The sequence below is a fragment of the Proteus columbae genome (genome assembly GCF_002777965.1).
In the GTDB taxonomy this organism is placed as follows: domain Bacteria; phylum Pseudomonadota; class Gammaproteobacteria; order Enterobacterales; family Enterobacteriaceae; genus Proteus; species Proteus columbae.
On the sequence record NZ_NGVR01000030.1, the window covers coordinates 17,409 to 43,230 of the forward strand.

16 protein-coding genes and 1 pseudogene are annotated in these 25,822 nt (G+C 36.5%); 13 read left to right on the plus strand and 4 right to left on the minus strand.

The annotated features are described in order from the left end of the window. The first annotated feature begins 1 nt into the window (after position 1). The 8 genes from ispF (at position 2) to CBE70_RS15940 (ending at position 8,423) form a co-directional block, all read left to right on the plus strand. On the plus strand, positions 2-487 hold the full coding sequence (gene ispF, locus CBE70_RS15905) for a 2-C-methyl-D-erythritol 2,4-cyclodiphosphate synthase (RefSeq protein ID WP_100160082.1): 486 nt from the start codon (positions 2-4) through the stop codon (positions 485-487). Then, positions 484-1,536: a tRNA pseudouridine(13) synthase TruD gene (gene truD / locus CBE70_RS15910; protein ID WP_100160083.1), complete on the plus strand. Its 1,053-nt coding sequence runs from the start codon at positions 484-486 to the stop codon at positions 1,534-1,536. The genes ispF and truD overlap by 4 nt, the downstream gene beginning before the upstream one ends. Beyond that, entirely contained in the window at positions 1,514-2,278 is a 765-nt protein-coding gene (surE, locus tag CBE70_RS15915) for a 5'/3'-nucleotidase SurE (protein WP_100160084.1), read from the plus strand. Before truD ends, surE begins: the two co-directional genes overlap by 23 nt. Further along, positions 2,272-2,898: a protein-L-isoaspartate(D-aspartate) O-methyltransferase gene (locus CBE70_RS15920; protein ID WP_075673789.1), complete on the plus strand. Its 627-nt coding sequence runs from the start codon at positions 2,272-2,274 to the stop codon at positions 2,896-2,898. The genes surE and CBE70_RS15920 overlap by 7 nt, the downstream gene beginning before the upstream one ends. A gap of 153 nt (positions 2,899-3,051) precedes the next feature. Beyond that, positions 3,052-4,170: a murein hydrolase activator NlpD gene (gene nlpD / locus CBE70_RS15925; protein ID WP_100160085.1), complete on the plus strand. Its 1,119-nt coding sequence runs from the start codon at positions 3,052-3,054 to the stop codon at positions 4,168-4,170. A gap of 688 nt (positions 4,171-4,858) precedes the next feature. Beyond that, positions 4,859-5,842, plus strand: coding sequence for an RNA polymerase sigma factor RpoS (gene rpoS, locus CBE70_RS15930; protein WP_023582671.1), 984 nt, complete (start codon positions 4,859-4,861; stop codon positions 5,840-5,842). 170 nt (positions 5,843-6,012) lie between these two features. Continuing rightward, complete coding sequence (locus CBE70_RS15935) at positions 6,013-7,272, plus strand: hypothetical protein (protein ID WP_100160086.1); 1,260 nt, start codon at positions 6,013-6,015, stop codon at positions 7,270-7,272. After that, on the plus strand, positions 7,269-8,423 hold the full coding sequence (locus tag CBE70_RS15940) for a hypothetical protein (protein WP_100160087.1): 1,155 nt from the start codon (positions 7,269-7,271) through the stop codon (positions 8,421-8,423). Before CBE70_RS15935 ends, CBE70_RS15940 begins: the two co-directional genes overlap by 4 nt. Before the next feature lie 115 nt (positions 8,424-8,538). Here CBE70_RS15940 and mutS read toward each other — a convergent pair whose 3' ends face one another. Next, positions 8,539-11,103, minus strand: a complete 2,565-nt coding sequence (gene mutS / locus CBE70_RS15945) for a DNA mismatch repair protein MutS (protein ID WP_100160088.1) — start codon at positions 11,101-11,103, stop codon at positions 8,539-8,541. Positions 11,104-11,671: 568 nt separating this feature from the next. On the opposite strand from mutS, the pseudogene CBE70_RS15950 reads away from it, so the two are divergent. The 5 genes and pseudogenes from CBE70_RS15950 to CBE70_RS15970 form a co-directional block, all read left to right on the plus strand. Then, positions 11,672-12,436, plus strand: a pseudogene (locus tag CBE70_RS15950) (Fic family protein); the annotation flags it as partial. Positions 12,437-12,645: 209 nt separating this feature from the next. Next, positions 12,646-13,776: a DUF3829 domain-containing protein gene (locus tag CBE70_RS15955; protein ID WP_100160090.1), complete on the plus strand. Its 1,131-nt coding sequence runs from the start codon at positions 12,646-12,648 to the stop codon at positions 13,774-13,776. A 333-nt stretch (positions 13,777-14,109) separates the two neighbouring features. Continuing rightward, positions 14,110-20,052, plus strand: a complete 5,943-nt coding sequence (locus tag CBE70_RS15960; protein ID WP_100160091.1) for an alpha-2-macroglobulin family protein — start codon at positions 14,110-14,112, stop codon at positions 20,050-20,052. A gap of 42 nt (positions 20,053-20,094) precedes the next feature. Continuing rightward, on the plus strand, positions 20,095-22,473 hold the full coding sequence (pbpC, locus tag CBE70_RS15965) for a penicillin-binding protein 1C (protein WP_100160092.1): 2,379 nt from the start codon (positions 20,095-20,097) through the stop codon (positions 22,471-22,473). Between the two features lie 171 nt (positions 22,474-22,644). Next, positions 22,645-22,992: a hypothetical protein gene (locus CBE70_RS15970; RefSeq protein WP_100160093.1), complete on the plus strand. Its 348-nt coding sequence runs from the start codon at positions 22,645-22,647 to the stop codon at positions 22,990-22,992. A gap of 72 nt (positions 22,993-23,064) precedes the next feature. On the opposite strand, the gene CBE70_RS15975 is transcribed toward CBE70_RS15970, so the two are convergent. The 3 genes from CBE70_RS15975 to CBE70_RS15985 form a co-directional block, all read right to left on the minus strand. Beyond that, positions 23,065-23,994 carry a Dyp-type peroxidase gene (locus tag CBE70_RS15975; RefSeq protein WP_100160094.1) on the minus strand — a complete coding sequence of 310 codons (930 nt, stop codon included), beginning with the start codon at positions 23,992-23,994 and terminating at the stop codon, positions 23,065-23,067. Between the two features lie 190 nt (positions 23,995-24,184). Continuing rightward, positions 24,185-24,763: a YebB family permuted papain-like enzyme gene (locus tag CBE70_RS15980; protein WP_194952682.1), complete on the minus strand. Its 579-nt coding sequence runs from the start codon at positions 24,761-24,763 to the stop codon at positions 24,185-24,187. Between the two features lie 224 nt (positions 24,764-24,987). Then, positions 24,988-25,812, minus strand: coding sequence for a VanW family protein (locus tag CBE70_RS15985; protein ID WP_232797415.1), 825 nt, complete (start codon positions 25,810-25,812; stop codon positions 24,988-24,990). Positions 25,813-25,822 lie beyond the last annotated feature (10 nt).

Below are 25,822 nucleotides of genomic sequence, written 5' to 3' on the forward strand. Positions count from 1 at the left end.
AATGAGAATTGGACACGGTTACGACGTACACAAATTTGGCGGTGAAGGTCCTATTATTATTGGCGGCGTCAGAATTCCTTATGAACAAGGGCTGTTAGCTCACTCTGACGGTGATGTCGTATTACATGCGGTTACAGATGCTATTTTAGGCGCGGTGGCGATGGGAGACATTGGCACATTGTTTCCTGATACTGATCCGGCTTACAAAGGCGCAGATAGTCGTGTACTCCTTCGTGAAGCATTCTCACGCGTAAGAGCAAAAGGTTACCGAATTGGTAATTTAGATGTCACAATTATTGCTCAGGCACCAAAAATGCTACCTCATACACCGCAAATGCGCGTCAATATCGCTGAAGATCTTCATTGCCATGTTGATGATATCAATGTGAAAGCCACCACAACAGAAAAGCTTGGATTTGTTGGTAGAAAAGAAGGCATTGCCTGTGAAGCCGTTGTTTTATTAATGAAAGAGTCATTACCTGAATGAATGATTTACCCGAACTCCATTGGTTACATGGAAAACCACAAGCAACAGGCTTATTAAAGTCAATTCCTGAAGATTTTATTGTCTGTGAAGATCTTGGTTTCACCCTTGATGGTGAAGGCGAGCATGTCATGGTGAAAATCAGAAAAACAGGTTGTAACACGGCTTTCGTTGCTGAAAAATTGGCAAAATTTGTTGGGATCCATCCTCGTGATGCCAGTTACGCCGGACTAAAAGACAGAAATGCCGTTACTGAACAGTGGTTTTGCTTGCGAATGCCGGGTAAAGAGATGCCCGATTTTAGCCAGCTTGTTTTAGAAGGTTGCGAAATTTTAGAAACGACTCGCCAACAACGTAAATTACGTATAGGAACGCTAAAAGGTAATCACTTTACATTGGTGTTACGAGAAATTTCTGATCGCGATTTTGTTGATACTCGATTAGCGCAAATAAAAGCGAAAGGTATTCCTAACTACTTTGGTGCTCAACGATTTGGTCGTAATGGTGATAATTTACGACAAGCCATGCGTTGGGCAACAGATGAAATTCGCGTAAAAGAACGAGGAAAACGTAGTTTTTATCTTTCAGCAGCCCGTAGTGCGATGTTTAATCATATCGTCAGCAAAAGATTGGAATGTGATTTATATTCAAAGGTGATACTCGGTGATGCAATGCAACTTCATGGAAGAGGTAGCTGGTTTGTTGTTGATGAAGCCGAACTGGCTCAAACACAAACCCGTTATGAAGAGCATGATGTTCATATTACTGCACCTTTGCCGGGTAAAGGTGATTTAGGTACACAATCACAAGCATTGGATTTTGAAACTGAAAATCTGGCAGAATATGAAGCTTTCTGGTCGCTGGCTCGACAAGAACGAGTTGATAATACAAGACGTGCTATCAATGTATTACCAGAAAATATGTCATGGAATTGGGTAGACGACACCACTGTTTCTCTGTCATTCTTTTTACCCGCAGGAAGCTTTGCAACTAGCGTTGTACGCGAATTAATTTTATTAGGGAATGATGATGCTGAAAATATTGGTGAGTAATGACGATGGTGTGATGGCGAAGGGGATACAGACTCTCGTTAAAGCATTGCGCCAGCGTTATGATGTACAAATTGTTGCACCCGATCGTAATCGTAGTGCTGCATCTAATTCTTTAACAATTGACAGACCTCTACGTAAGCAAGAGCTTGAGAATGGGGACATTGCGATTGTTGAGGGTACACCAACAGATTGCGTTTATCTTGGTGTGAACCATTTAGTACGTCCTCGTCCTGATATTGTGGTTTCTGGTATTAATCACGGCCCTAATTTGGGTGATGATGTTATTTATTCAGGTACTGTTGCAGCGGCAACAGAAGGGCGTTTTTTAGGCTTACCTGCTATTGCTGTTTCACTTGATGGTGAAACGCACTTTGAGACAGCCGCTCAAGTGACTTGTGAAGTTTTGGCAATGTTACAACAAGTACCGTTAAGAGCAGGAAATATTCTCAATATTAACGTACCTGATATTCCTCTTGATGAAGTAAAAGGTTTTCGTATTACACGTTGTGGTAGTCGTCATGCTTCACAACATGTTTATACACATACCGATCCTAGAGGAAATAGTCTTTATTGGATTGGGCCTCCAGGTGAAAAAAATGATGTAGGTCCCGATACAGATTTTGCTGCTGTTGACGAAGGTTATGTTTCGATAACCCCATTACATGTCGATTTAACAGCCTATAAAGCACTCGATTTACTACAAAATTGGTTAAACAAAGCAGAGGTCAAAAAAACATGTTAAGTCGGTCAATGAAAGACTTACTGACAATGTTAAAACAGCATGGCATCAAGGATGAGAGCCTGTTGGAAGCAATGAGTAAAGTACCAAGAGAGCTTTTTATAGATGAAGCGCTTTCTCATAAGGCTTATGAAAATACGGCTTTGCCTATTGGCAATGGGCAAACTATTTCACAGCCTTATATTGTTGCCAAAATGACAACGCTACTGGAATTACAAAGTACCGATTCTGTATTAGAAATTGGTACAGGTTCGGGATATCAAACTGCAGTATTAGCAAATTTAGTTCATCATGTTAGTTCCGTTGAGCGTATAAAGATATTGCAATGGCAAGCTAAACGACGTTTTAAACATCTTGATTTACATAATATCTCGACACGTCATGGAGATGGATGGGAAGGTTGGTCATCAAAAGCCCCTTTTAATGCCATAATAGTGACAGCGTGTGCAACAGAAGTACCGCAACAGTTATTGATGCAGTTAGCCGATGGTGGCAGGATGATCATACCTGTTGGTGAGCAACAACAAATACTGAAGTTTATCCGACGTTTAGGTAATGATTTTCACTATCAATCTATAGAAACTGTTAGATTTGTTCCTTTAATCGCAGGCGAGTTAGCATAACTTCCAGATAAATCTGACCGTTTTTTATTACTGCTTTTTAATAGCTTGTCGTAATCTGCACTAATAAATGAAACATTTTCAAAAAATTGCAGTCTTTTTGTTTAACTCGACAAATTGCTAGATGCTAATGCCTTTTTAAAGGGAGAAGGAAGTATGAATTCAGAAAGCCCAATTAAGCATGTCCGCTGGGCAATCATGTGTTCGGTAATTGGATTTGCATTAACAGGCTGTGCAGATACACCTTATCGTCCTGCGCCAATTACCTCTGTAAATGATAGCTCTTCAAATAATACGGTATCAACCGCACCTGTGATGACTAACAGTAATGCGACACCTATTGAAAGAACTACCCCCTTACAATCGTCACCTCCTCCTTCTATTAAGGTGAACTCTGCGTCGTCTAATGGAGGCATGGATCAGCCTCAAAGCCAGCCTCGTGCTCAAACGTCAGTTGCGACTCAAAATGTAAGCACTAATGGTTCTGGACGAATTGTGTATAACCGTAACTACGACAGTATTCCGAAAGGAAACTACAACGGTAATACGTACACCGTAAAACGCGGTGATACTATGTTCTATATCGCTTGGATAACAGATAGTGATGTAAAAGAACTGGCATCAATGAATAACATCCCAGAACCTTATAGCTTAAACGTAGGGCAGGTATTGAATATTGGTAACCGTCAGGTCAACACGGGTACTAATACCAATGTCAATACATCGGTTATTAATCAATCAAGTAGCGCTGGTGTTCAAACTGCACACACTAAACCAACAAACAATGGTGCTATGGGACCATTGATTACTAAGCCAGCAACAACACAACCAAAGACAACGACTCTGCCACCAACAACAAATACAAATACCACAACTGCGGCAACACCGGCACCAACGGCAGTTTCTGGTAAGTGGATTTGGCCTGCACAAGGTAATATCATTGAAAGTTACTCAAGTGCGCCTGGTGGTAATAAAGGTATCGATATTGGTGGTACAAAAGGTTCGCCAATTGTTGCAACGGCTGCGGGTAAAGTAGTTTATGCAGGTAGCGCATTACGCGGTTATGGTAACCTTGTTATCATTAAGCATAATGACGAATACCTCAGTGCATATGCACATAACGACACCATTTTGGTGCGTGAACAGCAAAATGTGAATGCGGGTCAGCAAATTGCCACAATGGGTAGTTCTGGAACTAGTTCTGTCCGACTACACTTTGAGATCCGCTATAAAGAAAAGTCACTCAACCCAATGAGTTATTTACCTAAGAAATAGATAAGTGGTTTTTTACTCGTATAGTGAATAATCCTAAAGTTAAGCCCTCTTCTTTACAAAAAGAAGAGGGCTTTTTCTTATCTGTAATTAATTAAAATATTGAAACAGAATAGATTTTACCTAAGTATAAGTGCTTATTTGAAGTCGATTAAAAATGAGAGGTCAATATAAAATTATAGATAACGTTAAATTAGACGGTTGATTCTCAACCAATGAATGCGTATGCTAAAAATTGTTATATAAAAAATGAATAAAGATTCGTTGTTATTAAAAGATGGACTATAAAACAACCCCTTGTTTAGGTGGGTATTTTTTTTATTAGATTATCTTTTTAATAATAGTACGTAATATAAATTATTGGATATTATTTTATTATTATGGGTTTTTATTTGTTTTTTTTAGATGTAAGTAGTCACAAATAGCGCATCAAATAGAGTAATTTCACGTATAGATAAATATACGTAAAATATAATAAAAAAACTGTTAATAACCTGCACTCAATAGTTAAGTTATATATTGAATAAAGAAAGAATAAAATTAACAGTAAAATAGATTATGTTATCTTTTATTTTGTAATTCGTTACAAGGGAAAATCAGTAAACCCGTTGTGTCGTGACACAGCGATAAACTGGTAAACAGACTTTAATCATGAGTCGTTTACCTAAATTATCAAGGGTAGGAGCAGCTGATGAGCCAAAGTACGCTAAGAGTAGACGAGTTATATACAGATGAAATTGAAGAGAACATGGAAGAGTTCGATGAAGTTGCTGCAAAAGAGGCAGAAAATGAGTCTGATGCTCAAGATGAAATTGAACTTATTGAAGGAGTCAACCAGCGTGCGCTCGATGCAACTCAGCTTTATTTAGGAGAAATTGGTTATTCTCCGTTGCTGACCGCTGAAGAAGAAGTTTTCTTTGCCCGTAGGGCGTTACGTGGCGATATTCCTTCAAGACAACGAATGATAGAAAGTAACCTACGTTTAGTTGTTAAGATCTCTCGTCGTTATACAAACCGAGGGCTTGCTCTTCTTGATCTTATTGAAGAGGGGAATTTAGGTCTTATTCGTGCTGTTGAAAAATTCGATCCTGAAAAAGGTTTCCGTTTTTCAACTTATGCGACATGGTGGATACGTCAAACAATTGAACGTGCCATTATGAACCAGACTCGTACTATCCGCCTTCCCATTCATATCGTTAAAGAGCTGAATGTTTATTTAAGAACGGCAAGAGAATTAGCACATAAACTCGATCACGAGCCTAGTGTTGAAGAAATTGCACAAACATTGGATAAACCAGTTGAAGATGTGAGTAAGATGCTACGTTTAAACGAACGTATTACTTCTGTTGATACCCCAATTGGCGGCGATTCAGATAAAGCATTACTTGATATTATCTCTGACGAAAATGAAGAAGGACCGGAAGCAACAATTCAAAATAATAACCTCAAGGAAAATATCATAAAGTGGTTATTTGAATTGAATCCTAAGCAACGTGAAGTATTAGCACGTCGTTTTGGGTTATTAGGCTATGAAGCAGAAACTTTAGAAGATGTTGGTAGAGAGATTGGTCTAACAAGAGAACGGGTTCGTCAAATTCAAGTTGAAGGACTACGTCGCTTAAAAGACATTTTGCAAAGTCAGGGATTATGTATTGAAGCACTTTTCAAAGCATAGTTAGCCACCCAATTTCTGTTTATAGCTTTAATTGACATATTGTTATTACCAAAGCCGATTAGTGGGTTTGCTAATCGGCTTTTCTTTATCTTGTATTATACGATCCAAAACGATAAAACAAGAGCGCAGTCTTGTGCCTCGTTAGCCTGATGAAAGTAATAAAGGAAGATATGAAAGATTATTTTTTAAACGTTACACTAGAGCGTTGCGATTTTAACCAAAATAAAATCTCTCCGAAGGGAATGGTGAGATTAATGGCATCAGGTAAAAACTTTTATCTTAATGAAGCAGATTTTGCTAACTCTCAAGATTTTCTTAAACGATTAAAACAAGGTGATGAGCTTAAAATCTGCGCCGAATTATTGAAAGATGGCAGTTTCTGGGTGCAATGGATTTATCATGATACAAAAGGAAGGCTTGAGCCTGAAAGAAAATTCTCGCTAACAGCAAAACAACAAAAATGGTTATTACTTGCATTTATTCTGGTATTTGTTGGCGGTTATTGGAGTTATTTTTCGATTCTCAATCTTGAAGTGAACTTCTTTATCGTTGTCTCCATGGTTATTGCATGCGGAGCAGTGATGGGGGGGATCAGTTATATCGGAGAAAAGGCTTATCGCTATTTTCAGCGTACCAGACCTAAACATAGAAAGAGAATAAAGGCGCTGGATAAAGTCATCGCCAAGCAAGTATTGATAGCTCCAGATGGCGAGCAACTCATTATTACTGGAGTAAAATCATCACCATTACCTTCATTTACCTTGAGTAAAAAGTCGTTTCCTCAAATAAAGCAAAGTAAAGTGCAACGAGTTAGAGGAATAATAAAAATTCATAGTATTAATAGACTTCAAATACACTCCCGCAATAGTGAGACTGTGATAATGCAAATATCCTGTCTGATTGATAAACATCCTTTTGTATTAAGTTATAGAGAGCGCTTATTTTATTCTGATCATAACTTATTTCTTGCTGATGGTGATGATGTTGAATTGTTCTTTTGGCAAGCTGAAGATAAGAACTCAGGGCCTGTTGTCTTAGGGGGTTATAATCATACAGATAATGGCGCTTATTCAATTTCAGGACAAATGTATATTGGGCATCAGCGCACATATCGTTTATCGCTGTTAATAATCGCATTAGTCAGTGTTTTTGTATTCTCAATTGTTGCTGGTTTTTCTATTTCCGATGTTTATGATAATGGCAATTATTGGGATAAATGGGATTGGTATTCTATTGGTGATGCCTTTTTAGGAATGGGTATTATCTATGGTTTAATCATGAGTGGCTTTGCCTTTTTAACTGCATTATTTTCAAACATTTATATTGTATTATCAGAAAAAGGTAATAGCAGTTATCAAACCCATTTTTTACTTCAGCAGCAATGTATTGAAAGCAAACGACCGCTGTATATTACGGAGCTGCGCCAATGAATCCTTTTTTCCGTAAGCCTTTTATCATCACCACAAGCTTATTTATTTTAAGCTTACTACTTTTTTATGGTGTGCTTTTTCATGGTTTTGCCTCTAAGTGGCAATGGAAAAATGAAAACTCCGCTGAATTATCTTCATATCCTTATTCTCATTATGATTGGCGTAAGGTTTTTTATGCTTCTAGTGGGATATTAATTAAAACTGAATCTGATAGTGGGCGATATGACGTAGATATTTATGGTCGACTTCATCGTCAAGATAATCAGAGAAAATATACGCTGTATTTTTCTGATAAAGAAGGCACACGCTTTGTATCACAAGGCCAAGGTAGCTTTTATAACGCTTATTGTATTATTGATAAATGTGTTTTATTTACAGAGCAAGGACGCCAAAGTATAGATTTAGCAGAGTTTACAGTAGCAGATTTAATACCTTGGCAAGAGACTAAAGATGGCTATTATCGTTTTCCTTTAGCGCTTATCGGTGGAAAACTACTCTTTTCACAAACAACATCACAATTAGTATTAGTTGATAATAAGACGATAATGACAAGTTTAGATGAAGGTGAAAGCTGGGAATATTCAGTTAATACAGAAGATCTGGTGAAGCAGTATTACGCTGAGGATTTCGGTGAGTTTACACAATTTCATTATGCTCTTTCAGGTGATTCTCTTATTATTTTCTACAATCATCATTACACAACAAACACGTTAGAAATCACGCTAAATTTAGTAAATAAAGAAGTAACAAAAACACGCTGGCTCCCTTTGCGTGTTAAAGACGTTGCTCAAAATGATAAAGGTGATATCTATTTTATTGCTCAACATGCTTCTCGTGATCTCTATTTTGTGGTTCAGCGTCAAGCTGATGGAGATTTAGAAACTTTCTATGAAAGTGGTTATAAATATCTAAATGATTTGATGATAAGTAATGATAGTTTGATTTTAAATAAAGGCCGTAACGATGATAAAATTACGCTAGTTTTTTCATTAGAAACAAAAGATTATAATTCTTATGAGAAAATTAATGACGATATGATGTTTAATCCTGCTTTATCTTCATTTATTCGTTTGTTTGACAATTACGGCGATGAAGACACTCTACTGTTATTGGGTGAACGGCTGAAATATAGCCATGCTTTAATTAAATAGAGTTATATTTATCTCTGACTCTCTTAGCTTGAAAAATGATAAAAAAACATAAAAAAGGCTCCGTGAAATCAAACAGAGCCTTTCTTTATTATCAGTATGTTGTACTTGTTATGGCTTATTTTGCCATCTCTTTTAAGCGATAAAGTTGTTCTAATGCTTGTCGTGGTGTTAGGGCATCAGGATCGATTTTATCCAACGCTAGTTCAATCGCTGAAGGCTCCGCTTCTGTTAATAGCATCAGTTGTGATGTTTCAACATGACCAGAGCCAGAGTTACCTGATAGCATTTCAAGCTCTTTTAATTTCTGCTTAGCTCGGCGGATAACTTCTTTTGGGACACCCGCCAATGCAGCAACAGCTAAACCATAGCTTTTACTGGCTGCACCTTCTTGCACGCTGTGCATAAAGGCAATTGTGTCGCCATGCTCGACTGCATCTAAGTGAATATTTGCAGTACCTTCTAATTTCTCAGGTAGCGTGGTTAATTCAAAATAGTGGGTTGCAAAGAGTGTCATTGCTTTAATACGATTAGCTAAGTTTTCAGCACATGCCCAAGCCAGAGATAATCCATCATAAGTTGATGTACCTCGACCAATCTCATCCATTAAGACCAAGCTGTTTTCAGTCGCATTATGCAAAATATTAGCGGTTTCGGTCATTTCAACCATAAAGGTAGAACGACCAGAAGCAAGGTCATCAGAAGCTCCTACACGCGTAAAGATACGATCGACCGGGCCAATTAAGGCTTTTTCAGCAGGTACAAAGCTACCAACATAAGCAAGTAAAGTAATTAGTGCAGCTTGGCGCATATAAGTACTTTTACCCCCCATATTAGGGCCTGTAATGATCAATAAGCGACGTTGAGGTGCTAACTGTAATGGGTTTGAAATAAAAGGTTCGCTAAGGACTTGTTCAACAACAGGGTGACGTCCCCCTGTGATTTGAATACCTGTTTTTTCACTCAATTCTGGGCGAGTATAATTTAATGATTCAGCACGTTCTGCAAGGTTAGAGAGAACATCTGTTTCAGCTAAAGCCTCAGCACTAATTTGTAATGCAGTAAGGTGGGGTAATAGCTTTTCAAAAATCTCTTCATAAAGCATTTTTTCGATAGCTAATGCTTTACCTTTAGACGTTAATACCTTGTCTTCATACTCTTTTAATTCAGGAATGATGTAACGCTCAGCATTTTTCAACGTTTGGCGACGAACATAATGCATAGGCACTAAATTGCTTTGTCCACGGCTGACTTGAATGTAATAACCATGTACGCCATTAAAGCCAACTTTAAGGGTATCAATACCCCATTTTTCACGTTCACGAATTTCAAGTTTATCAAGGTAATCACTTGCGCCATCGGCTAAGGCTCGCCATTCGTCTAATTCGGCATTATAACCAGAGGCGATAACACCACCGTCACGCACTAATACAGGCGGTGTTTCAACAATGGCATTTTCAAGTAGTTCACATAATTCATCGAACTGACTAATACGCTTTTGTAATTCTTTAATGTAAGGCATATCGGCTTGTTCAAGCACTTGATGAATATCGTGATATTGCTGAAATGCATGGCGCATACGAGAGAGATCACGAGGACGTGCTGATCGTAACGCTAAACGGGCTAATACGCGTTCTAAATCGCCGACTTGGCGTAAAAAAGGCTGCAATTCAAAATAGAGCGGTTGTAATGCACTAATTGCATCTTGGCGTTTGATAAGTTGTTCACGTTGGCGTAACGGCGAGTGTATCCAACGTTTCAGCATACGACTGCCCATCGGGGTAACACAAAGGTCAAGTACGGATGCCAGTGTATTATCGGTACCCCCTGCAAGATTTTGCGTTAATTCAAGATTACGACGAGTTGCCGCATCTAAAATAATTGAATCTTGAGGGCGTTCCATCGTGATACTACGGATATGAGGTAATGCAGTGCGTTGTGTGTCTTTCACATATTGCAATAAGCACCCTGCAGCGCAGAGTGCTAAATGTGCATTTTCAACACCAAAGCCGGTTAAATCACGAGTACCAAATTGCAGATTCAGTTGTTGCCTTGCTGTTTCTGGTTCAAATTCCCAGATAGGGCGGCGACGTAGACCTTGCTGACGCTCAATAAGAGTCATTGATTCAAAGGTTTCAGGATAGAGCAATTCGGCTGGGTGAGTGCGTTGTAATTCGGCAATCATGCTTTCACTATCTGGCATTTCAGTAACACGAAAACGTCCGGATGTGATATCTAACGTCGCATAGCCAAATGCGCCATTTTTATCTTGCCAAATAGCTGCTAATAGGTTGTCTTGGCGTTCTTCAAGTAAGGCTTCATCAGTGACAGTACCTGGTGTAACAATACGAATAACTTTGCGTTCAACAGGGCCTTTACTGGTTGCAGGATCGCCAATTTGTTCACAAATAGCGACGGACTCCCCTAGTTGAACTAATTTAGCGAGATAGTTTTCAACAGCATGATGTGGAACACCCGCCATAGGAATAGGCTGGCCTGCGGACTGACCCCGTTTTGTTAATGAAATATCTAATAAGCGAGAGGCTTTTTTAGCATCATCAAAAAACAGTTCATAAAAGTCACCCATACGATAAAACAGTAAGATTTCAGGATGTTCTGCTTTAATCTTAAGATACTGCTGCATCATTGGTGTGTGGGAGTCTAAGTGTTGAATGTCAGTCATGTTGTTGTCTGTCTTAACGTATTGAATTTTGAGTTATTTGTGAAAATCTGTTGTTACACTGCATTTCGTTCTATTTCACAAGCATTGTTCGATCATATCACAAGGTTTCAGTCTGTTGTTTTAATGATCCAAATATCTTTTTAGATCGAAACCAAATAATTTTACATACTATAATATCGTTGATTAACCATTAATGGCAATTTGTACTTTTTCTGAAAATTCTTTAGTTTTAATTTATTACATATTGATTTAAATGATATTTTATTACACTGATAAATAAAGTGAGATACCATTTACACATAAAATATAAATACGCAAATTACAAAAATAAGACAAGATATTTAAATACTAAACATAAGAAAATCATTTCTTTTGCGGTACAACTCGCATAAAAGGAATTTGTTAGCTATTTTTCGATTTTTAATAGATGTAAAAAAATCAAGTAAGAGTAAGAATAAAAGTCATAAGGTATCTTATGGATAATTAAACAAAAAATAGATTAATAATATTTTTAGTCATAGTCTTACAGTCGCTAGATTTTCTTGAAATAAACATAAAGAGCCACATTATGAGTCGCAAATATTCACCACCTTATACAATTACACCTTCAATTCTTAACACTGTGGCAGAAATTAGTGAGTTATTAGGGTATTGGTCAGCGACGGGAAAATTAGCCTCACCACAATTACGTAAAGAAAACCGTATTCGTACCATTCAGGCCTCTTTAGCGATAGAGCAAAATAGCTTATCCACTAAGCAAGTCACTGCAATTATGGATGGAAAACAGGTCTTAGGACCTGTTAAAGAAATCCAAGAAGTCCGTAATGCCATTCTAGCCTATGAAAAAATACCTGATTGGGATGGTAATAATGCAGAACATTTCCTTAATGCTCATGCTTTATTAATGCAAGGGCTTATCGACTATCCAGAGGCTTGGCGTAATGGTAATGTCGGTATTTATCGTGATAGCCAATTAATTCATATGGCACCACCTTCAAGCCAAATAGTAAGATTGATAGCATCTTTATTTGATTGGTTAAAATCCACTGATATTCATCCGTTAATTAAAAGCTGTGTATTTCACTATGAATTAGAATTTATTCATCCATTTTCTGATGGAAATGGTCGTATGGGACGATTATGGCAATCTGTTATTTTAAGCAAATGGCGTACAGAGTTAGCTTGGTTGCCTGTTGAAACACTTATCCAGCAACATCAAGATGATTATTATCGAGTATTGGGGGAGGCCGATAAATTAAGTGACAGTACCTGCTTTATTGATTTTATATTAAAGCTTATTGCTCAAGCGTTAAAAGAAGGAATTGAAAATAGCTAATATAGGATATCTATACATTCTTTAAAAAATATTTATAAATATATAACGTTATATTTAAGTAAATATACCTTATTAATCAACTCACAATACTCTTATAGAGAGTATTGTTGCGACGCTTCAAATTAATTTAATAAATAATAGTCATTAATTATTAAACTCATTATAGTTTATAGCGAGTTGGTTACTTAATAATATAATGAGGGATTATGAAAAAGAGTATATTGGCATCGATAATAAGTCTTTTATTAATATCAGCAGTAGGTTGTGATAATTCAAATGAAAATTCGAATACAGGAACACCTTCACAAGATAAAAATAAAACAGAGCAAACAACACAATCTAAGCCTGATTCAAAAAACACTCAATCTGATGAAGTTCAGTTTAGTCGGAAAATTGAAAAAGGTAATTTGTGGTTAGCAACGTTTAATGAAGATTTTGGCACCATTATACAGAAAAAAACGGGCAGAATTTCAGGCACAATTAACGTTAATCTTTTAGATAATACCAAGAATATTCTAGAAAATTTAAGTTCTGACAAAGGTAAAACAATTGATATAACACCTTTTAAAGTGCTTGAGACTGAAACTGATCAAATAAAAAGAATGAAAGCAAGTAGTTCAGTCATGTCAGTAAGAAGTGCTTTCTCTATGCATTTGAGTGAATCAGGTGCAGAACGTGCCCAAGAATCGTTTGAATTTATGAAAACATTTTCGCCTACACTCCCAGAATTAGATGCTGTGGGTAATGCTTATGGTGAAAGTTATGTTGATTTATATAAGAAACTACTGAAGTTGGGTGATTATCTGGTTATAAAAGAAACTTATCGTTTAGATGATTTTGCACAAGCGAGTACTTTGTATGAAGATGTGAAAAATGCTTATACCAAACTAATCGATGAGAAAGAAAAAGCCGCTGAGGCATATGAAAATTATTATCAAGCAATGCATATTGAAGAGCTTGAATTAGTGAAAAAAGAAGGCTTGATTGTTCGTTATCAAATTATGCAATCATTGGATACAGTAACTAATACACTTGATTCAATGAATCCAGATAAAGTCGATGTGGCTGCACTCTCTGCTGCAATTAGCAAAATTGAAGCACAATCAATTGAATTAGAAAAAATATTTGGTAATGAAGCATTACTGAATAAAGAAAATATGAAAGGTACTGATTATTCAGTTAAACAGTATTTAAAATTATACCAACAGCTTGTTATTGAGTTAAAAGTATTAGAGAAAAAACTCAAGGAGAATAAAGATGTATCAAGTAGCATTGATTCGATTTCAAATGAATATAAATACTTGATAGAGAATTATAATTCTTTAATTGCGAAGTAATATTTACGCTATAAAAATGTAAATCGCACTTTAATAGTGCGATTTCTCTCGCAAAATTTATCTTTTTTACTGTGTTTTATTAAACACTAAATGATTGTTAGAAAAAGATGATCCAAACTAATGCTCAGAAGAGTCTTGAAATAGCGTGGAATGCTAGGAAAAAAGTATTAAGAATGTAATCTGTCTTTATATAATAAAATTATAAATTAATGATAAGTATTCATTCTTATTTTACATTCTAGCTTTATTATAGTTGCGCTATTTATTTTGCTCTTTGGCTTAATTTTACTGACAAAAAATATATTTTTGTCAGTGTAATATAGGACTATCTATATGGACGTACTACGTTTTTTACTTTCCCTCCCTTTTAAACTTATCCGTTTATTTGGGTGGATCATTGTTTTTTGTATCCGTCTTTTAGAGAGGATACTCAGCCCATTTATAGGGCAGATACAATGGAGTACGCCCGTTTGGATTAACTTTGTTACCCGCCATTTACGAAAGATTGAAAATGGTATAGTTAGTCACCCTAAAACCGCATTAGGTTCTATTATTTTTCTTATTGTTGCGTCATTTGGCAGTTATTATGGTTATCACAGTTATCTCAATCGACCGGTTCCTATCGATGTAGCTCCCATTGTTGTACAAAATGTTAATGTGAAACTTATTAGCCCAGCACAAATCAATTATGCAAGTGATAATCCTCAATCACAGAAAATCATTTTATCTTTTTCTCGCTCTGCGGCACCTATTACACTTATTGATAAAGAGGTAACTGAAGGTGTGACATTAACACCTGCGATTGAAGGTAACTGGCAGTGGCAAAATGGTTCAACTCTTGTTTTCACAGCTAAAAAGCCTTTTGCTATGGGGAGTGAATATAAAATTCAGCTTGATGAAACTAAATTGTTAGCACCACAATTTTCATTAAAATCAAACAAGTATGAATTTAAAACAATATCTTTCGATTACAGTTTAGGAAATAGTGAGTTTTATCAAGACCCTCAAAATCCATCTCAAAAACATGCCATAATCAAGATTTCTTTTAATGCTCCTGTCGATATTCAAAGTTTTGAAAAACGCCTTTCAATGAAATATGGCGATAATGAAAAGCTGAAATATGTCATTAATTACGATAATAAAAAATTAACGGCTTGGGTTCACTCAGAGCAATTAGCGCTAAAAGACATTAATAGCAAGGTTTTTCTTAAAATTGAACCGGGTATTGCGACAACAGTAACCGCGAATACAACATCAAAAGAAAAAACATATCATGTTGAAATTCCAAGTCTATACAGCCTTAATGTTTCAAATATAGAGAGTGAACTGGTTGAGAGTGAAAATGGAAAAGATGCGCGGGTGCTTATCGTTTCATTAAGTGATGAATTAAATGAAAAAGAGATAAAAAATGAAGTTTCTGCGTGGTTATTGCCTCAACACAATTTAGAATTAGAAAATACTGACATTCGCCAAGATGAAGACGATTATTACGATTGGAATCTAAATGATGTTAGTAAAACTATTTTTGCTCAGTCAGAGAAGTTAACGCTTGAGATGAATGAGAATGAGCAAGAAAATCAAGCCACTTTTGCTTTTAAATATAATGCGCCAGCTTATCGCCATATATTGGTTAAAATCCCAAGCGGGATAATATCTGTGGGCGGATACCAATTAAAAGAAGATCGCTACCAAATCGTCAGTGTGCCTGACTATCCGAAAATGCTGAACTTTGTTTCTGAAGGTGCTTTGCTTTCCATGACGGGTGACAAGCAGATCACTGTTTCTGCTCGTAATTTACCTGGGCTACAACTTGATATAAAACGAGTTATTCCAAGCCAGTTACAACACATTGTTTCCTTTAAAGATAAATACTTTACTTCAACACGATTTGATCGCCTTAATGATGAATATTTCACGGAACACTTTACTTATCAAACAGCACTGAATAATGAAAACAAAGGTGAAATTCAGTATAAAGGGATTGATTTAAGTCGCTATTTATCTTCTGATCCTAATGCTAGACGTGGGATATTCTTATTAAAACTCTCTTCATGGGATCCTAATAAAGTATCTAGAACAGACGAAGATGACGATGATTACGATGAAGATGATGACGAAGAACTTTCTGATGCACGCTTTGTTGTTGTGACTGATTTAGGGATCATTGCGAAATCATCGATTGATGGTTCTCGAGATGTCTTCGTACAATCTATCTATAATGGTGCGTCTGTTAGCGATGCGAAAGTCTCAGTTATTGCTAAAAACGGAACAACGTTACTGAGTAAAATGACTAGTATTGATGGTCATGTCGCTTTTCCCAATCTTAAAGACTTTAGAAATGAGCAGACAGCTGTCCTCTTTTTAGTTGAAAAAGATGGCGATGTTTCATTTTTACCAACAAATGCTTATTACGATAGACAGCTTAGTCTATCTCGCTTTGATATCTTTGGTGATGATACTCCAAGAGATCCCCGTGCTCTCGACAGTTTCTTATTTTCTGATAGAGGCGTTTATCGACCGGGTGAAACCTTCAATATTGGTCTTATTACACGTACCTTTGACTGGAAAACAGCCCTTGAAGGTATACCTTTACGCGTTGAAATTCGAGATCCTCGTAATACATTGATGTTAAATAAATCGATGGTATTAAACGAGTTTGGTTTCAATGAACTAAGTTATACCACATCCGAAAACTCGCCTACTGGAGATTGGAATATCTATCTCTATTTAGTTGGTAAAAATAATAAAGATGCCAGTTTATTAGGCAGTACAACGATTGTAGTTAAAGAGTTTGAACCCGACTTGCTTAAAGTTGCACTTAATCTGACGCCAGATAGACAACAAGGATGGGTAAAACCTTCTGAATTAAAAGCTTCAATCGATGTGCAAAATTTATTTGGCACTCCAGTACAAGATAGGCGTGTTGTTTCCAAATTAACCTTAAGGCCAATTTATCCTAATTTTTCACGTTATTCTGATTATCTATTTTATGAAAACCGTCGTAATCACGACAGCTTTGAAACCGATTTAGAAGAAACAACAACGAATGCAGAAGGGCTGGCTGAAATTGATTTAGGGTTAACATCTTATGATGATGCTACTTATCAATTACAACTCATCTCTGAGGCGTTTGATGCTGGGAGTGGTCGTTCTGTAACGGCTGCTGCGCGGGTTATGGTATCTCCTCATAATTATCTAATTGGTGTAAAAGCAGATGGAACACTTGACTATATTAATCAAAATGCACAGCGCAACCTCAATTTCATTGCAATTGATCCGACATTAAAACAAATTGCTCAAGAAGCATTAAGGCTAGAACGCTATGAGCAAAAATATTTCTCTGTTTTAACTCGACAAGATTCAGGTGTTTATAAATATCAATCTAAACTCAAAGAAGTGTTTATTGATAATGTTCCTCTTTCTATTGATGAAAAGGGAAGCGCTTTTGCACTAGAAACACAAACTCCGGGTAACTTTGTATTATTAGTCAAAAATAAAGAGGGTAGTGTACTTAATCGCATTAATTATACCGTTGCCGGTAATGCGAATGTGACTCGCTCACTTGATCGTGAAGCAGAGTTACAACTCACTTTGAATAAAGACACATATAAAGTTGGTGAAGAAATCGAAATTGCTATTAATGCCCCTTATGTTGGTAGTGGCATTATCACGATAGAAAAAGATAAGGTTTATCATTGGCAATGGTTTACATCTTCAACTACAAATTCGGTGCAAAAAATCCGTGTTCCTGCGCAATTGGTGGGTAATGGCTACATCAATGTTCAATTTGTTAGAGATATAAACTCTGACGAAATATTTATGAGCCCACTTAGTTATGGTGTTGTACCGTTTAAAGTCAGTCGTGAAAATTTCCAAGCTCAAATCGAATTAGAGTCACCAGATGTTATCAAACCTGGTGACACCTTACCGATTACGATAAAAACAGATACTGCGCAACAAGTTGCTGTTTTTGCTGTTGATGAAGGTATCTTGCAAGTCGCTCGATATAAATTAAAAGATCCATTGGATTACTTCTTCCGTAAGCGTTCATTAGAAGTTGAAAGCACTCAAATATTGGATCTTATTCTGCCTGAATTTAGCAAAATGATGTCACTGGCTTCAGCGCCGGGTGGTGATGCGGGAGAAGGCGTTGATCTCTATCTAAATCCATTCAAGCGCAAAAAAGAAGAGCCTGTCGCTTATTGGTCTGGTATTACGAACGTAGATGGAGAAGCTGTCTTTAATTACAAAGTGCCAGAGTATTTTAATGGCAAAATAAGAGTTATGGCAGTATCTGTTACACCAAATCGTATCGGGAATGCACAGCGTTATACGACTGTACGTGATGATTTTGTATTAAGTCCTCATATTCCTACGACTGTGGCACCTAATGATGAATTTGATGTCACTTTAGGTGTTGCAAATAACCTGACTGATCTTAATGGTGTTGCAACAAAACTCGATGTGACGATAACACCAGAGCCTCAATTAGAGGTTATAGGACAAAACAGTTATCAACTGGAATTAGGTGAGAAAAAAGAAACGGTAGTTTCCTTTAGACTAAAAGCAAAATCACAATTGGGTAATGGTGCTATTACATTCTCAGTGAATACCGAAGGCAAAGCTACCCAAAGGACAGTGAATCTCTCTATTCGCCCAGCTTCAGCTTATCGCACTCAATCAAGCTTAGGCCGTATGGATGGTAACGAGCAGAGTGTTACGTATATTCGCCAAATGTATGATGACTATGCGAAAAGAGATGCGCGTGTTTCTTACTCACCTTTAGTACTAAGCAGTGCATTGGCGCAATATCTTGCTAATTATCCTTATAATTGTTCAGAACAAATAACAAGTCAGGCAATACCGTTGTTATTCCATCAACGTAATCCTGAAATGAAGGCGATATATTCACAAGATAAAATCCGTACTCAACTTGAACAGACAATGGCAACATTATTGACTCGCCAAAATGGTCAAGGTGCTATCGGAACATGGCGTTCAACACCATCGACTGATCCATTCGTGACTTTATATGTCGTTCAATTTTTACTTGAAGCACAAGAAGCGAATTACCCCGTATCTGAAACGCTTTTACGATCATCCAATGAATATTTAACTAAACTTGCCGTCAATGCAGGGCTAAATAATCAAGATGAACTTAGAATGCGTGCTTTCGCAGTCTATTTATTAACACGCCAAGGTAAAGTGACTACGGGGGAAATTGCGGCTATTCAAACGCGAATGCAAAAAAATCATCCAAAAACATGGCAGAGTGACTTAGGCGCTTTATATCTAGCGGCTTCTTACAAAATGCTAAAGATGGATAAACAAGCGGATGAATTATTAAAACCTACGTGGCAAGAGCTAAGCAAAGCTTATAGCAAATCGTGGTGGTCACATAATTATTTAGATCCTCTGATCCAAGACAGTACAAGACTGTATTTGATTGTGAAGCACTTCCCAGAAAAAGCGAAGGATATTCCGCCACAACTACTGGAAAATATGGTAATGAGCTTTAAGGATGAGCGCTATACCACGCAATCATCTGCAATGAGTCTCTTGGCGTTAGAGTATTACACTAAACAGATCCAAAATATGACAACACCGACACAACCATTAACTGTGAGTGTAAAAAGTGGTGAAAATCCACCTGTTGTTATTTCATCTATGACAAATGCTACGGCGATAGGTCAGTTTAAAGCGGGCATTAAAGAGATCTTATTTAATAATCCAACTGATAACGCAGCTTGGTATGTTGTGACACAATCTGGTTTTGATAGCGAACAACCTAAAGAAGCACTTTCACGAGGATTAGAAATTTCTCGTGATTATGTGAATGAAAAAGGTGAGGTTGTTAATAGTGCAACTTTAGGCGAAAAGATTTATGTACATATAAAAATCAGAGCGAATGCAAAACAAGGTGTGAATAATGTCGTGCTGGTGGACTTACTTCCTGGTGGTTTTGAAGTGGTACAACAGTCGATGGACAATGTGGATAGTCCTGATGTCGAATGGTTATCACCAACGGGAACTAAAGGAACACGCTGGTCACCAGAATACAGCGATATTCGAGAAGATCGTGTCATTATTTATGGTACTGCAACTCAACAAGTACAAGAGTTCGTCTACCAAATTAAAGCCACTAATTCGGGAATATTCTCTATACCGCCAGCATTTGCAGAAGCTATGTATGATAGGGAAATACAGGCATTAGCGATTGGTAAAGGCGCTATGACTGTCAATAAATCGAAGCAAAATAATGGCAATGTAAAATGAAATTAGTCTGGGTTTCAGACGCTTTTTTCTGGTTGTTTTAGAATGACGAGAAGCAAGCGAGCTTTACAAAATATATTGATGGGTGGCTTTTTAGTCGCCCTCTTTTGTGTAGGATTTCGCCTTTTTCCACATCCAGCACTATCAGAAGGTTTTTTATCTTCAACGGCCTATTATGATAGCAATGGAAATTTACTACGTTTAACACTGGCTAATGATGAACGTTATCGATTGTGGACGGATTTAGATGATATTTCGCCTTTGATGATAGATAGTGCCATGCGATATGAAGATCGTTGGTTCTATTATCATGCTGGATTTAATCCTTACAGTTTAATTAGAGGTTTTTTTGTCAGTTATATTTATGGTGAGCGATTGCAAGGTGGCTCGACAATTACCATGCAATTGGCTCGTATGCACTGGCAATTAAATACACGTACAGTTGGGGGAAAATTTGTTCAGGTATTACGAGCTATTCAATTAGAGCTCAGTTATTCAAAGCATGATATTTTAGAAGCTTATTTCAACTATGCACCTTATGGGCGAAATATAGAAAGCATTGGTGCTGCAAGCCTGATTTACTTTAATAAAAATCCTAAAGAATTAACATTACCTGAGGCATTAACACTTGCTGTATTACCTCAATCACCGAGTTATCGAATCGAGCCAAATAGTGACGGCATTAGCCTTTCTTTAATGAAAACGCGTAATCAGCTTTATGATTATTGGTTGGAAGAACATTCTAATGATGCCGATTTATCTGCACTGTTTCAATTACCACTTCGGCTACGCCAGCCTGAAAAAATGCCTTATATAGCACCTCATTTAATCGAGCAAATTGAAAAACAGGAAAAGTTTAATCCAAGAAAACCCACAGCCATAATCACAACGATTGATCTCCCATTACAAAAATTAGTTGAGCAACAAATCGATGCGTTTATTGAACGAAATAAACACCTTGGTATTAAAAATGCTTCAGTGATCCTTGTTGATACACGAGATATGGGCGTTAAAGCGTTAGTTGGTTCAGCTGATTATTATAATGTTGATATTCATGGACAAGTTAATGGTACTAATGCGAAGCGTTCACCAGGTTCAACATTAAAGCCTTTTATCTATGCATTAGGACTAGATCAAGGCATTTTACATCCTCGAACAATTTTAAAAGATGTACCTTCTACCTTTGGTAGCTATGCACCAGAAAACTTTGATTTACGCTTTTTAGGGCCGATTTCTGCCACTCAAGCGTTAAATTACAGCCGAAATATCCCCGCTGTGTCGATAGCCTCTCAACTGAAAAACCCAACGCTTTACCAGTTTCTACAAATGTCAGGTATAAGCAATATGGCGAGTGAGAGACATTACGGTCTATCATTGGTGTTAGGTGGAGGGGAAATTACAGTACAAGAATTAGCTAAACTTTATGCAATATTAGCCAATCGAGGCCAACTTAAACCGTTAAGAAAGCAAAGTACGGATGCAGTTACTAAACCTATTCAGTTATTAAGTGAAGAAGCGAGCTTTATTACACTGGATATGCTAAGCCAACATCGAAGACCTGATGATACATTGGCACAAAAATCCATGACAATACCCATTTATTGGAAAACTGGCACATCATGGGGATTTCGTGATGCATGGAGTAGTGGAATTTTTGGACCTTATGTTTTAGTTGTTTGGATAGGTAATTTTGATGGTAAAGGGAATAGTGCATTAATCGGAGCAGAAGCTGCCGCACCTCTATTTTTTAATATCATAGATAATATTGTTGCAGATTATCCGAACTTAAAAGAGTCTAGATTTAAGCTTCCTGAAAATATTAAACAAGTCGATATTTGTTTGGCAAGCGGTAATTTACCTACGCCATGGTGTCAACGTAAAGGTAAAACATGGTTTATTCCCGGTAAATCACCAATTAAAGTTGATACAATTTATAGGCCTCTAGCAATTGATAAAGCGACAGGAGAAGTTGTTTGTCCGCCTTATAATGAAGATCAGGTCAATATTGAAGTTTTTGAATATTGGCCTTCTGATTTAGCTAAAGTATTTGCTCAAGCTGGACTGCCAAAGCGAACACCGCCTTCTACTGCTCATTGTAAAAATGGAGATATGGCTATTACAGGAATGCCTCCTCGTATATTATCACCACTGCGTAATACTACTTATACTTTAAGACGTACTTCATCACCAAACACACCAATTATATTTAATGCAACAACGGATAATGACAGCAATATTATTTATTGGTTTATTGATGATGCTTATCTAGGGAATAGTACAAATCAGCGCTCAATAGAGTGGTATCCCAAAGAGAGTGGTCGCTATCGTATTCGCGCAGTAGACGATAAAGGAAGAGCGGATACACGAAATATTCGTGTTGATATTATTGGTGTAATTAACAAACAAGAAATCGAAGCTCATTAATATTGAAGTTAAAGTTTGTAGGTTTTACTTAATGATTGCCTTAACACTAAAATATTAATTTCTATTGTTATCTTGTTCTGACTGTTAACTCACTATATTGTTGCGAGATAATTATTAGGTAAAATATTGAAAAATTTATTTTATCTAGTGAGCAAGGAAGAAATAATCAACATGAAAACTAGAATTCTAAAATTAGCTTTATTAGGCACATTAGCATTACCTTTAGTGGGATGTAGTGATGCAACACCTAACTGTAATAGCTCTGAAGCCAAAAATTTAGTGATTGATATTACAAAAGATGAATTACGCGATCAAAAGATGGCAGCCGTAATCGATCAAATTAAGATCAAAGTAGAAAGCGTACGTACTCGTGAACATGATGAGAAAAGAGATACTTACTCATGTGCTGCTGAACTTTCTTTTGAAGGTAAAGGCGGTAAAAATTCAATTCCGATTACTTATACTATTGAAAGTACAGATGATGGCAAAGAATTTTACGTTAATGTTTTCGGTTTATAATTGATCTCAATAAAAAGTCATAATAAAAAGTAGATATATAAGCAACAAGTCTATATATCTACTTATAATAAATTACGCTAGATCATCTAGAAATTCAGGTGATGGAACAAAGAATAATGTACCTGTTATAGGGGTGCTGAATTTAAGTAATTTATCCGTATGGCCTTCAGGTGTGCCTGCAAACATATTTTCTAACATACGGTTAGTTGTTGAAAAATAACGAGCATAACCAATAAAGTAAGTACCATATTCATTTTTGGATGGATTGGAAAAAGGCATATTAGCTCTGACAATTTTCAAATCTTCGCCATTCTCATTTTGAATATTGGTTACAACATTATGTGAACCGGGTTCTTTTTCTTCATCGGTTAATTCCACATCATTGAATTTGTGTCTACCAATGACTTTTTCTTGTTCGATAAGAGGCTGTTTTTCCCATGCTTCCATATCGTGAATATATTTTTGTACAAAGGCGTAGCTACCTCCTGTGAATTCAGGATCTTCATCGCCAATAACGGCATAAGAAGCACGCTCATCTTCATACTCTGGGTTCTCAGTTCCATCGACAAAACCAATAATAGAACGCCCGTCAAAATATCTAAACCCATGAACTTCATCAACAGGCGTAACAATATTCTTTAGCTTTTGGCTGATGATAGACGCTAATTCGTAACAGGCTGAAACTTTGAGCGCTCGAATATGGAAAAAAAGATCGCCCGGAGTAGAAACCGCAGTATAAGTGTCACCTTTAATTTCTTTAAAGGTATTTAGCTCTTTTGGTTTTGGCTGATTGGGAAATAATGTAGTCCATGCATTTGCACCGAATCCCATTACACAACTTGTTTCCAATTCAGGAAAACGTGTTCTCATACTACGTATCAGACCAGAAAAATTATTACAAAAATCGATCAGAGTATCGCGGTTTTCAGATGAGAGGGTGAGGTTAAAAACTAAAAAATAAGCATTCTCACAGGGTGATTTCGTAACATCTTGGTATTTCATAGTGATCCCTAAATGACGAATAATAGATGAATAGTAATTAAGCTATATTTACAAAATATTGTTTTTTAGTTTTACACCAAAAACCTCTCTATTACAAAGAGAGGGATTGATCTATATTCAGATTTTTATGAAAAAATAGTATCGGAAACGCTATTATTTTCTCTGTTTTTTATGATGCTAGTACACTGTATTAATTAATATTCTCATGACTTTGATAAACTAAAGAGAGATGTGGATGTTGCCATAAACTTGCAGGAGTAACAGTAGTTCTTTCCCACGGTATTTGCCCAATAAACCATAATTTCCAAAATTGTAATTTGGCATTAGGATTTTTGCTTAATAATTCTTGGAATGTTTCTATTTCACCAACACGAATAGAAAGTGCTGATTTATAAATATCAAAAACAAATTTAGAGCAAAACTGTCGGGAAGAGTCGTATTTAAAACCTGTGTGATAAAGCTTGTTTAATCTTTCAGGAACTTGTGCAACAAGTGCATTTTTTTGTTCATCAGAGAGTTGTGTTGATAGACGGCGTATTGCGTAGCGTTTTCCCGCGGAACGGTTAATAAAGCGGGTTAGTGTGGTCGTGGTTGAAAGTGGAACTCGACTTTCGGCAACTAAATAATCTTCACCATTATGACCAATAATAATGCCAACATGATTACTCCAACATAAAGAGGCGGAGGAGATTTGACGAAATAAAGAGGTACCAATACACGTAAATACGATATCACCAACTTCTAGTTTTTGTGGATAATCAATTTTTATCATCATTATATGACCTATTAAATAGAAACATAATCACCATTCTTTGACCATAATAAGTAGATAAGGTTTCTATTTGAGAATTCAATGATTTTAATAAATAAAGAACACGCCAACTTAAGGTATTCTTAATTTAAAGAGGAAGAATTTTATTTATTCAGAATAAAAAGATAAAATTAGAATATTAAATTAATATTCTAATTTAATAAAAAAGATATTTAAGTAAATCAACTTAGTTGTTCGGTTGAAACATCATATTTCACAACTACGCTATTTTTATAAAGCAATTCTGATGTAATTAATTGAGGAAAAGCGCCCACATTGTTTTTAGTGTAAATATCTCGCCAAATTTCATTACAACGATACACATGCTCTCCCTTTTTGATAAAAGAAGAAGATTTCTCATAAATATGATAACGATATTTCCTTGCTTCGCTACAAAGGAGTTCGCCTTCTAACTGATGTTCAGCAACATGTAATCTAATTTGGTAATCATAAGGCGTTGGATTATATAAGACTAAATCTACATAATTATAAAAAATAGCGGCTCCTGAGCCAAAAGGAAGTACTCGCCCTTCATCAGGAAAGGGATCAAAACTATGATTTGCCTTTTCAATCACTTTTAATTCAGAGTGTAGTGCTAACCAATGTATTAAATTACTGGCCTGACAAATTCCACCACCTACACCTTTTCTTGCTTCACCATAGGAGAGTTGCATACCATCAATAAAACCTCTTTTATAGCTAGGTTTCCCGATTAAATAGCAAAAAGAGAAATACTCGCCCGATTTAATCACAATACCATCTAATGCTTTTTCAACTAATTTAAGATTCGTTATTTTATTGTATTGTAATTGGATATCACTTTCGCCACGGCGACTAATTAGTTTAGATGTGTGTTTTAGATAACGGTGTGAAAGCCGTTGTTCTGGTTGAACGTTTCGACTGTATTTTCGACCTGAAAATCGCCAACTAAGAGAGCGAAATAAACGACGTTGTGCCACTCTCAAAGTATAAAGAATAGGGTGATAAGACGAGAGTGTTCTACGCATAAAATCCTTT

What these genes read in the sequence shown, in the direction of transcription:
- nlpD (WP_100160085.1), top strand. Translation starts at nt 3,052, where the DNA reads ATGAATTCAGAAAGCCCAATTAAGCATGTCCGCTGGGCAATCATGTGT.
- CBE70_RS15985 (WP_232797415.1), bottom strand. Translation starts at nt 25,812, where the DNA reads ATGCGTAGAACACTCTCGTCTTATCACCCTATTCTTTATACTTTGAGA.
- pbpC (WP_100160092.1), top strand. Translation starts at nt 20,095, where the DNA reads ATGACGAGAAGCAAGCGAGCTTTACAAAATATATTGATGGGTGGCTTT.
- truD (WP_100160083.1), top strand. Translation starts at nt 484, where the DNA reads ATGAATGATTTACCCGAACTCCATTGGTTACATGGAAAACCACAAGCA.
- surE (WP_100160084.1), top strand. Translation starts at nt 1,514, where the DNA reads ATGCTGAAAATATTGGTGAGTAATGACGATGGTGTGATGGCGAAGGGG.
- CBE70_RS15975 (WP_100160094.1), bottom strand. Translation starts at nt 23,994, where the DNA reads ATGAAATACCAAGATGTTACGAAATCACCCTGTGAGAATGCTTATTTT.
- CBE70_RS15920 (WP_075673789.1), top strand. Translation starts at nt 2,272, where the DNA reads ATGTTAAGTCGGTCAATGAAAGACTTACTGACAATGTTAAAACAGCAT.
- CBE70_RS15955 (WP_100160090.1), top strand. Translation starts at nt 12,646, where the DNA reads ATGAAAAAGAGTATATTGGCATCGATAATAAGTCTTTTATTAATATCA.
- mutS (WP_100160088.1), bottom strand. Translation starts at nt 11,103, where the DNA reads ATGACTGACATTCAACACTTAGACTCCCACACACCAATGATGCAGCAG.
- CBE70_RS15935 (WP_100160086.1), top strand. Translation starts at nt 6,013, where the DNA reads ATGAAAGATTATTTTTTAAACGTTACACTAGAGCGTTGCGATTTTAAC.
- ispF (WP_100160082.1), top strand. Translation starts at nt 2, where the DNA reads ATGAGAATTGGACACGGTTACGACGTACACAAATTTGGCGGTGAAGGT.
- CBE70_RS15940 (WP_100160087.1), top strand. Translation starts at nt 7,269, where the DNA reads ATGAATCCTTTTTTCCGTAAGCCTTTTATCATCACCACAAGCTTATTT.
- CBE70_RS15970 (WP_100160093.1), top strand. Translation starts at nt 22,645, where the DNA reads ATGAAAACTAGAATTCTAAAATTAGCTTTATTAGGCACATTAGCATTA.
- CBE70_RS15960 (WP_100160091.1), top strand. Translation starts at nt 14,110, where the DNA reads ATGGACGTACTACGTTTTTTACTTTCCCTCCCTTTTAAACTTATCCGT.
- rpoS (WP_023582671.1), top strand. Translation starts at nt 4,859, where the DNA reads ATGAGCCAAAGTACGCTAAGAGTAGACGAGTTATATACAGATGAAATT.